This window comes from Campylobacter sp. W0066.2 (genome assembly GCF_024723515.1).
Classification (GTDB): domain Bacteria; phylum Campylobacterota; class Campylobacteria; order Campylobacterales; family Campylobacteraceae; genus Campylobacter_D.
The window spans coordinates 1-9,043 of the sequence record NZ_JANQCV010000021.1 but is presented as its reverse complement, the minus strand read 5'-3'; the positions used below and the strand labels follow the sequence as shown (position 1 = coordinate 9,043).

Annotated in this window: 5 protein-coding genes; all 5 read left to right on the top strand. The window is 30.2% G+C overall.

Going from position 1 to position 9,043, the window contains the following annotated elements; all coding sequences use genetic code 11:
- Window positions 1-253 precede the first annotated feature (253 nt).
- Window positions 254-1,666, top strand: a complete 1,413-nt coding sequence (locus CAMP18498_RS07590; protein ID WP_337198227.1) for an aspartate ammonia-lyase — start codon at window positions 254-256, stop codon at window positions 1,664-1,666.
- Window positions 1,667-1,684: 18 nt separating this feature from the next.
- A complete protein-coding gene (locus CAMP18498_RS07585) occupies window positions 1,685-3,019 on the top strand; it encodes an anaerobic C4-dicarboxylate transporter (protein WP_337198226.1) in 1,335 nt (444 codons plus the stop codon).
- A 97-nt stretch (window positions 3,020-3,116) separates the two neighbouring features.
- Entirely contained in the window at window positions 3,117-4,460 is a 1,344-nt protein-coding gene (locus CAMP18498_RS07580) for a TrkH family potassium uptake protein (protein WP_337198225.1), read from the top strand.
- Window positions 4,457-5,098: a potassium channel family protein gene (locus CAMP18498_RS07575; protein WP_337198224.1), complete on the top strand. Its 642-nt coding sequence runs from the start codon at window positions 4,457-4,459 to the stop codon at window positions 5,096-5,098. Before CAMP18498_RS07580 ends, CAMP18498_RS07575 begins: the two co-directional genes overlap by 4 nt.
- A gap of 630 nt (window positions 5,099-5,728) precedes the next feature.
- Window positions 5,729-9,043 (top strand): inverse autotransporter beta domain-containing protein (locus CAMP18498_RS07570; RefSeq protein ID WP_337198223.1); only part of this gene is annotated, 3,315 nt, incomplete at its 3' end.

The following is a 9,043-nucleotide window of genomic DNA, read 5'->3' as shown; positions in this document are numbered from 1 at the left end:
AAAATTATACAAAAAGTAAATATAAATTTAAAAAAATAAACAATAAAAGCAATAATAAACACTACAAACATCAAATATCTACCAAAAAAGCATTATATTTATAAAATGAATATCAATATTCTAATTTATTTTATATATTTTTATTGATTTTTGATAAATTCAGAAAAATTTATGAAACTTTTATAAAAAATTGTTATATAATACTCATTAAGTTTATAAACAAAACTTAAATAAAACCCACAAGGAGTACATCATGGGAACAAGAAAAGAACACGACTTTATTGGCGAGTTGGAAATTTCTGACGAGGTTTATTATGGAGTGCAAACTTTTAGAGCACTAGAAAACTTCCATATGAGTGGCAGAAGATTACAAGATTATCCTTATTTTGTAAAAGCTTTCGCTCAAGTTAAAAAAGCAGCTGCTCTTGCTAACAAAGAAGTTGGGGTTCTTGATGCTGACAAAGCTGATGCTATTGCTAAAGCTTGCGATAGATTGATTGCTGGTGAATTTTTAGATCAATTCGTAGTAGATATGATCCAAGGTGGCGCTGGTACTAGTACAAATATGAATACTAACGAAGTTATCACTAATATTGCTCTTGAAAGTATGGGGCATAAAAAAGGTGAATACCAATACCTTCATCCAAACGATCATACAAACTTAGGTCAATCTACAAATGATACTTATCCAAGTTCAATCAAAGTAGCAACTTACGCAAAACTTACTGATCTTTTAAAAGCTATGGAGCTTTTAAAAACTGAATTAGAAGTTAAAGCTAAAGAATACAAAGATATCATCAAAATGGGTAGAACAGAGCTTGAAGATGCAGTTCCTACAACTTTAGGAAATACTTTCAATGCTTTTGCTAGCTATATTAAAAGCGATATTGAAAAAATCACAACAGCTCGTGAGTCAATGAGTTATTTAAATCTTGGTGCAACAGCTATTGGCACAGGAATTAACTGTCATCCTGATTATAAATTTGTGGTTGAGAAAAAATTAAAAGAAATTACTGGTGTTGAATTTAAACCAGCAGAAGATTTCATTGCTGCTACTCAAGACACTGCTGATTTTGTACATGTAAGCGGTGCGTTAAAAACTGCAGCTGTAAGACTATCTAAAATTGCAAATGACTTAAGATTAATGAATTCTGGTCCAAGATGTGGTTTAGCTGAAATTAGCTTGCCTGCTATGCAACCAGGTAGCTCTATCATGCCAGGTAAAGTAAATCCAGTAATTTGTGAAGCAGTTGGTGAAGCTTGCTATGAAGTTATAGGTAATGATGTTACTATCATGCTTTGCTCTGAAAGAGGAGAATTTGAACTTAATGCATTTGAGCCGGGCATTGCTTATGGATTATTCAATTCTATAGTATTACTTGAAAATGCTATGAAAACTTTAGCTGAAAAAGCCATCAAAGGACTAAAAGCAAATCCTGAAAACTGTAAAAAACTTGTATTAAATTCAATCGGAATCGTGACAGCATTTAATCCTGTTTTAGGTTATGAAAAATCTGCAAGCATTGCTAAAGAAGCTCTAGAAACTGGTAAAGCAGTTGGCGATATTTGTCTTGAAAGAGGTTATTTGCCAAAAGAAAAAATTGATGAGATTTTGACACCAGAAAATATGTTAAATCCTCATATGACAGAAAAAAGAAAAGCTTAATAACTTAGGAGTTTAATCATGGATATTATGATTATTTTACAACTTGTTGTCTTCCTTGGAGCAATATTTATAGGTATCCGCCTTGGTGGCATAGCCATAGGCTATGCTGGAGGTCTAGGTGTTGTTATTTTAGGTCTTGTTTTGGGTATGAAACCAGGTAATATTCCTTGGGATGTTATCTTAATCATCGCTGCAGCCATTGCTGCGATTTCAGCAATGCAACAAGCAGGCGGTTTGGATTATATGGTAAAAGTTACTGAGAGAATTTTGCGTAAACATCCAAGATTTATTAACTATCTTGCACCAGCTTGCGGTTGGTTGCTTACTATTTTAGCAGGCACTGGTAATGCAGTATTTTCACTAATGCCTGTTGTTATTGATGTTGCAAAATCACAAAACATTAAACCATCAGCTCCGCTTTCATTAATGGTTGTTGCTTCACAAATTGGTATTACAGCTTCTCCTGTTAGTGCTGCTGTTGTTTATATGACTGGTATATTAGAACCACTTGGTTGGAATTATCCAACATTAATTGGAATTTGGATTGTAACTACTTTTGTTGCTTGTATGATTACAGCTTTTATTGTAAGTTTAATCACTCCTATGGATCTCAGCAAAGACCCTGTATATCAAGAACGTTTAAAAGCTGGCCTTGTAAAAAGTGCTTCTGATGTTTTACAAAGCGAAGATAAACCAGGCGCAAAACTTTCAGTTGCTATTTTCTTATTCACAGTATTAGCGGTTGTTCTTTATGCTACAGCAATTTCTAATAATATCAAATGGATTGATCCTGTAGTTATTCCAAGAGATGCTGCGATTATGAGTTTCTTATTAACCGCTGCAACTTTAATCACATGGCTTTGCAAAGTTGAACCTGCTAAGATTTTAGATACAAGTGTATTTAAATCAGGTATGACAGCTTGTGTATGTGTATTTGGTGTTGCTTGGCTTGGAAACACTTTCGTTGCAGGTCATGAAGCAGGTATTAAAGAAGTAGCAGGTGAATGGGTTAAACAAACCCCAGCTATGCTTGCAGTTGCTTTCTTTTTTGCTAGTATGCTTTTATATTCTCAAGCAGCTACTGCAAAAGCTATTGTTCCAGTTATCGTTGCTGCGTTAGGAATTTCAGCTACAAATCCTGCAGATTCTTATATGCTAGTTGCTTGCTTTGCTGCTGTTTCAGCACTTTTCGTTCTTCCGACTTACCCTACTTTATTAGGTGCGGTTCAAATGGACGATACAGGTACAACAAGAATTGGAAAATTCATATTCAACCATGCATTCTTTATCCCTGGTGTTCTAGCTATAGCTATAGCTGTTGCTCTAGGTTTCTTAGCAGTAGGAATGCTTTAATATCTTTTGGCTTTCCACTTAAAAAGTGGAAAGCTTCCTTCTTTATCTATATTAACCAATTTTAAGTAGAATATTTTTTTAGTTTTAAAGAATTAATATGACAAAATTATCCTTAGATAGAAAAAATATAAGAATATTATTCATAGGCTATATACTTATAGCACTTTTTGGTACATTTATCCTTATGCTTCCCATTATGCACACTAAGCCCATATCTTTTTTAGATGCATTTTTTACCAGCGCTTCAGCTGTAAGTATGACAGGACTTATTGTACTAAACACTTCATTAGATTTTAGCTTTTATGGCCAACTTGTTATTTTATTGCTTATCCAAATAGGCGGTTTAGGCTATATGAGTATAGCTATGGCTTTATATATTTTAGTACGCAAAAAAATGAGTTTTGGAGAAAAAAATCTTTTGAGAGAATCCTTGATTTATCCTGGTGCTGACGGACTTGTAGGATTTTTAAAAAAGGTTTTATTTTTTGTTTTTGCTATTGAGCTTATAGGTGTAGTATTATTATTTTTAAGATTTAAATTAGATATGAATTTAAGTGAAGCTCTATGGGCTAGTATTTTTCACTCCATTTCTGCTTTTAATAATGCTGGCTTTAGTGTATTTGAAAGTGGCCTAATGCCTTATAGAGATGATTTTTGGATTAATTTTATTATTACCTCTTTGATTATCATTGGAGGTTTGGGTTATTTTGTATTATTAGAATTATACTTTTTTTCTAAAAAACGTTTTGCAAGCTTAAGCTTACATACAAAACTTGTTTTAATTTCTACTGTTATATTGATTATTTTTGCAAGCTTAGTGGTTTTTTTATTTGAATACCATAACCCAAAAAGTATAGGCGAATTTTCACTTTTTGATAAAATCATGAGTGCTTATTTTACAGCAGTAAATTACCGAACAGCAGGATTTAATACTCTTGATCTTAGCACCTTTAAAGATGCAAGTTTATTTTTTGGATCTTTGTTTATGATTGTAGGTGGTGCACCTGGTGGAACAGCTGGAGGTATTAAGGTAACTACTATTGCTGTATTGTTAATCTATGCTTATTGGAGTATCAAAGATAGCAATGCAAGAATTTTTAACTTTGAAATTCCTACAGAAACTATCAACAAAGCTTTCATTATAGCGGTAAGTTCTATTGTATATATCATCGCTTGTGTATTAATTTTATCCTTAATTGAAGATGATAAAAGCTTTTTACCCTTGCTTTTTGAAACAAACTCAGCTTTTGCTACAGTAGGAGTTTCAGTGGGTGATGGTGGGACTTTATCACTTAGCGCGCTTTTTAATTCTGAAAGCAAGTTAATTATCATTTTACTTATGCTTAGTGGTAGAGTGGGTGTGCTTGCATTTTTATTTAGTATATTTTTTAAAGAAAAAGAAAAATATTTAAATTATCCAAAAGGAAAGATAATATTATGAAAAAAGAAACTTATGGTATTATAGGACTTGGAAGATTTGGCTCGGTTTTAGCAAAAGAGCTTATTGATCAAGGTAAAAGAGTTATTGTTTCAGATATTGATGAAGAAGCGGTTAAAGAATTGCAAGATCATGCGGATTTTGCTTATATCTTAGATTCTACCCATACTATAGCTTTAAAAGAAGCAGGTTATGCAAATGCTGATGTTGTCATACTTAGTATAGGTGAAAATTTAGAATCAAGCATACTTACTTTCATGGCTTTAAAAGAAATAGGGGTAAAAAATATCATAGCTAAAGCAAATTCTTCTACACATGGACAAATTCTTTCAAAACTTGGGGTTAATAAAGTCATCTATCCTGAAAAAGAATCTGCAAAGCGTTTGGCTAAAATTCTTATCACTAACCCAAATTTTGAAATCATAGATCTTTCAGCTAATACCATCAAAGTAGCAAAGCTTTTAGTGGATGAAAACTTAGCGGGAAAAACCTTGCAAACTATTAGCCAAAATTTAAAAGTCATTGCACACAAACAGCATGATATTTGGAGTATTATGCCAAATTTAGAAACTACCGCTTATCTGAATGATATACTAATGCTACTTGGCACCCAAGAAGAACTAAATCAATATGAATATTAAAAAATCTAAAGCTTATTTTTAAGCTTTAGCCTTATATTTAAACCACCTTTCATTTTTTATTAAATATTTTATATATTATTTTACCTATTGCCTGATTTATAAAAACATATAAACTATAATTAAATATATTTTTTTAATAAGTTATTTTAAGATTATAACAACTATTATCAACTTTATAAAAAACTCTATATTCTAATTATCTAAATAGTATAATAAGATATTTATACTCTTTATTTATTACCATATATAAGCTTAGTATTTATACTTTATATACCAAATATAATAAATGTAATCTATATTCTTATATAAACACTATTTTTCATATCTACACATATATTAAACAATATAACAAAGTATAAATATAAAAGCTACAAAAGTCTATTTTTGCATTATTTTAAAAAAGTAAATATAAGTAATTTTTGATGATATGTAAATAATAATAAATTTATATGTATTTTTTTAATAAAAAATAAAAGTAATTTTGATTATAGTTTATAAATAATTATTATATTTGATAGTTTTTTAGCTATTTTTCAATATATTTATAACTTTTTTATCATTTTTGTATTTTTTGTGTTATCATATTCTCATCACAAATCAAACTTTATGAAAGGATTCTAGGGGGAGTATATGAAAAAAACGCTTTTATTTGTTTTACTCATTCACACTTTTCTTTTTTCTCAAATAATGATTTTAAAAAATCAAGATAAAATCATTATAGATAACAATCAAACTCTTGCGGTTAATAGCTTAAGTCAGGCTAAAGATCATAACAATATTGATCTAAAAGTCAAAAGGCTATTAGAAGAAAAACCAAAGAAAGATTCTAATCTTAGTAAAGAAGATAAAGAATTATCTAATAAGGTTATTAACACCATCCAAACCATAGGTAATGTATACAATGCCAAAGATAGCAAAGAAAGAGATGAAATTGTTAGAGACTTAGCAGGTAATTATTTAAGCTTACAAACTAATACTTTAATTCAAGAATATTTACACTCTCTTAATCACTCCATTAATAGTGAGTTTAATTTAAGCTATAACGACAGAGGTGGTTTAAGCGGTAGTGCTAAAGCACTTTTACCTATTATGAGTGAAGATAATCCAAAAATATCTTATTTTTTACAAAGCGGTATAGGTGGATATGATAATAATAGAATCATAGGTCACTTTGGTGGTGGTATAAGATATTATCCTAATGCATTAGCATTAAATAATTCAGGAAATATCATGCTAGGATTAAACCTAGTTTATGATCATGATTTTAGTAGAGAACATAAAAGAATGTCTTTAGGTTTTGAAAGTATGCTAGATACACTCGCTTTTCATGCTAATATTTATCAAAGACTAAGTGATTGGGTTGATAGTTATGATTTTAAAAATACTAATAATGATCTAACTTTCTTAGAGCGCCCTGCTAATGGTTGGGACATGGGTATTAAATACGCTTTTCCTTCTATGAGTAATGTAGCTATCTTTGCTAATATGAGTAAATGGTATGGAGAAAAAGTAGCTCCATTTGGTAATGCAAATTGTTATGAAGATTTAGAGAAAAATCCTTTAGTGTATGAAGGAGGTATTACTTATTCACCTTGTCCAGCATTAACTTTTTCGCTAAGTCATAAAAGAAGCAATGAAAGTGATAAACAAGGTACAAATATAGCTATGAATTTTAGTATACCTTTAGATAAAGATACCCTCAAACATGCTTTTGATCCTAAATTTGCAGGTATAAATAATACTATTGAAGGCTCTAGAACTCATTTTATCGATAGAGATTATTCTATGGTGCTTGAATATAAAGCCATTAATAATGCTTATCATATTTCTTATTGTGGAAATTTAGGAGATAATACTCATTGCATTATGCTAAAAAATGGCTTTAACCAAGCAGTTAAAAATGTTGCTATGAGTGTAACTCCTGAACAAAAAAGTGTAATCTTAAAGAATGGAAATCATTATATTACTGATGGTAATGGAAAGGTTTTTGTAAAAATAATCCATGCTTATGGAATCCATCAAACTAATTTAATTGCTAAAGCAGGTAATGCTCAAGAAAGTTTCCCTATTACTATTGTAACTCCAAAAGGAGACTTTAGGGTATTTGCCAAACCTTCTAATATACAAAGACATGAAAAATCTCTAATCACATTTGCAGGAAGTGATTTAGCTGGAAATTTAGATATAAACTGGAAGCTAAATGGTAAAGGAAGTTTAGAAAAAACTCCAAATTCAGATAAAACTGATAAAGATGGAATTTCAAATATCATCTACAAGCCTGATGCAAGTATGAAAAATAAAGAAAAGGCTGAAATTATTGCCAATGTATTAGGAGTTACTTTAAAAGCCTTTGTTCAAATAGCAATTTATGGAGATAATGATATTATCTTGGATAAAACTATTATAGGTAATAAAGAAAAAACTCATGCAAGCTATAAAAACTTACAAGCTAAAACTACTAAGGTTAAATGGAGCATACAAGGAGATAATGCTTTATTTATAGATAAAGATAAAACTTCTAAAGAGCTTAATTTAGTAGCTGATGAAAATGGTGAGAGCAATGTAGAAATCATAGGACTTAGTGGAAATGAAAAAGTAAAAATCATTGCTAAGAATATGAGTGATGAGTTAGTAAAAGAAAAAAGTAAAGATTTAGAAATTAAAAACTATTCAGCTACTATGGAACTTCCTACTGGAAAAGACCCTGTGACTCATCAAGACTTTGAAAAAGGAATGATTGATTATAAAAGCGATTTTGAAGTAAAACTTAAAGGTTTAATGCCAAAAACAAAAGTTTCATGGAAAGCTAAAGATATACAAAGCAATAAAACTTTAAGAATTAGCAATGATAAAGAAAGCACAGCTGATGATAAAGGTGAGAGTAAGGTAGTATTTGAAGGAGTAAAAGATTTTAATATTAAAAGATTGCAAATCATTGCTACTTACAATCAAAGTACAGCTAGCACTCAAGAAATAAACGGAGAAATCAAACTCCACCAATACACCCCAAGCATTAATTTTAGTAAAGATAAAATCCATGCTTATGAAAGTGATAGCAACAAAGCTTTAAAAGATCCAAAGCCTGATCATGTAGAAGTAACTATAAAAGGTGGTAAGCCTAATGAAAAAATAGAATGGAGTTTAAGTGGAGATGCTACTTTAAGTAATCAAGAAGCAACATTTAATGCTAACGGTGAAGCCAAAGCAACTATTACTTCTAAAGCTCCATTTAAAACTAATCCTATCATTAATGTTAGCACCCTAGGCCAAAACCTAAGTAAAACTATTACTTATGATGTAAAAACATATACACCTAGTGTAACTTACCCAAGCTTTAAAGATCAAGAAAAAACTATAGATTATATAGATGATTTTAAGATTAAAGTAAGCGGTTTATTACCAAATTCAACCATTGATAAAATCAGTGGAAGTAAAGGGGTAAAAGCTAAAAAAGAAAGCTTTAATGTTAATGATAAAGGTGAAGCTACTTTAGAGTTTGAAGGTATTAGTGATTATAGTGTCAAAGAACTTACTATTAAGTTTAGTTATACCAAACAAGGTAGCGTTAAAGAGGAGCTTAATTTAGATAAAATCAAACTTTATCAATACACTATTTCCTTTAATGCTGATCCAAGTACTATTATTGCAGAACCTAATAAAAATGCCGAAGTAACTTTAAAAGGTGGTAAAGCTAATGAAAAAATAGAATGGAGCTTAAGTGGAGACGCTAGTTTAAGTAATCAAGAAGCAACATTTAATGCCAACGGTGAAGCTAAAGCAACTATTACTTCTAAAGCTCCATTTAAAACTAATCCTATCATTAATGTTAGCACCCTAGGACAAAACCTTGCTAAAACATTAACTTATATAGATGGAACTATATATACTCCTAAAATAGAATATCCTTCTTATAAAGTAAGTTTTTGGAAAACATTAGATAAAACC

Bases quoted from the DNA above. Each gene is read 5' to 3' on its own strand.
- CAMP18498_RS07590 (WP_337198227.1), top strand. From the start codon at position 254: ATGGGAACAAGAAAAGAACACGACTTTATTGGCGAGTTGGAAATTTCT.
- CAMP18498_RS07585 (WP_337198226.1), top strand. From the start codon at position 1,685: ATGGATATTATGATTATTTTACAACTTGTTGTCTTCCTTGGAGCAATA.
- CAMP18498_RS07580 (WP_337198225.1), top strand. From the start codon at position 3,117: ATGACAAAATTATCCTTAGATAGAAAAAATATAAGAATATTATTCATA.
- CAMP18498_RS07575 (WP_337198224.1), top strand. From the start codon at position 4,457: ATGAAAAAAGAAACTTATGGTATTATAGGACTTGGAAGATTTGGCTCG.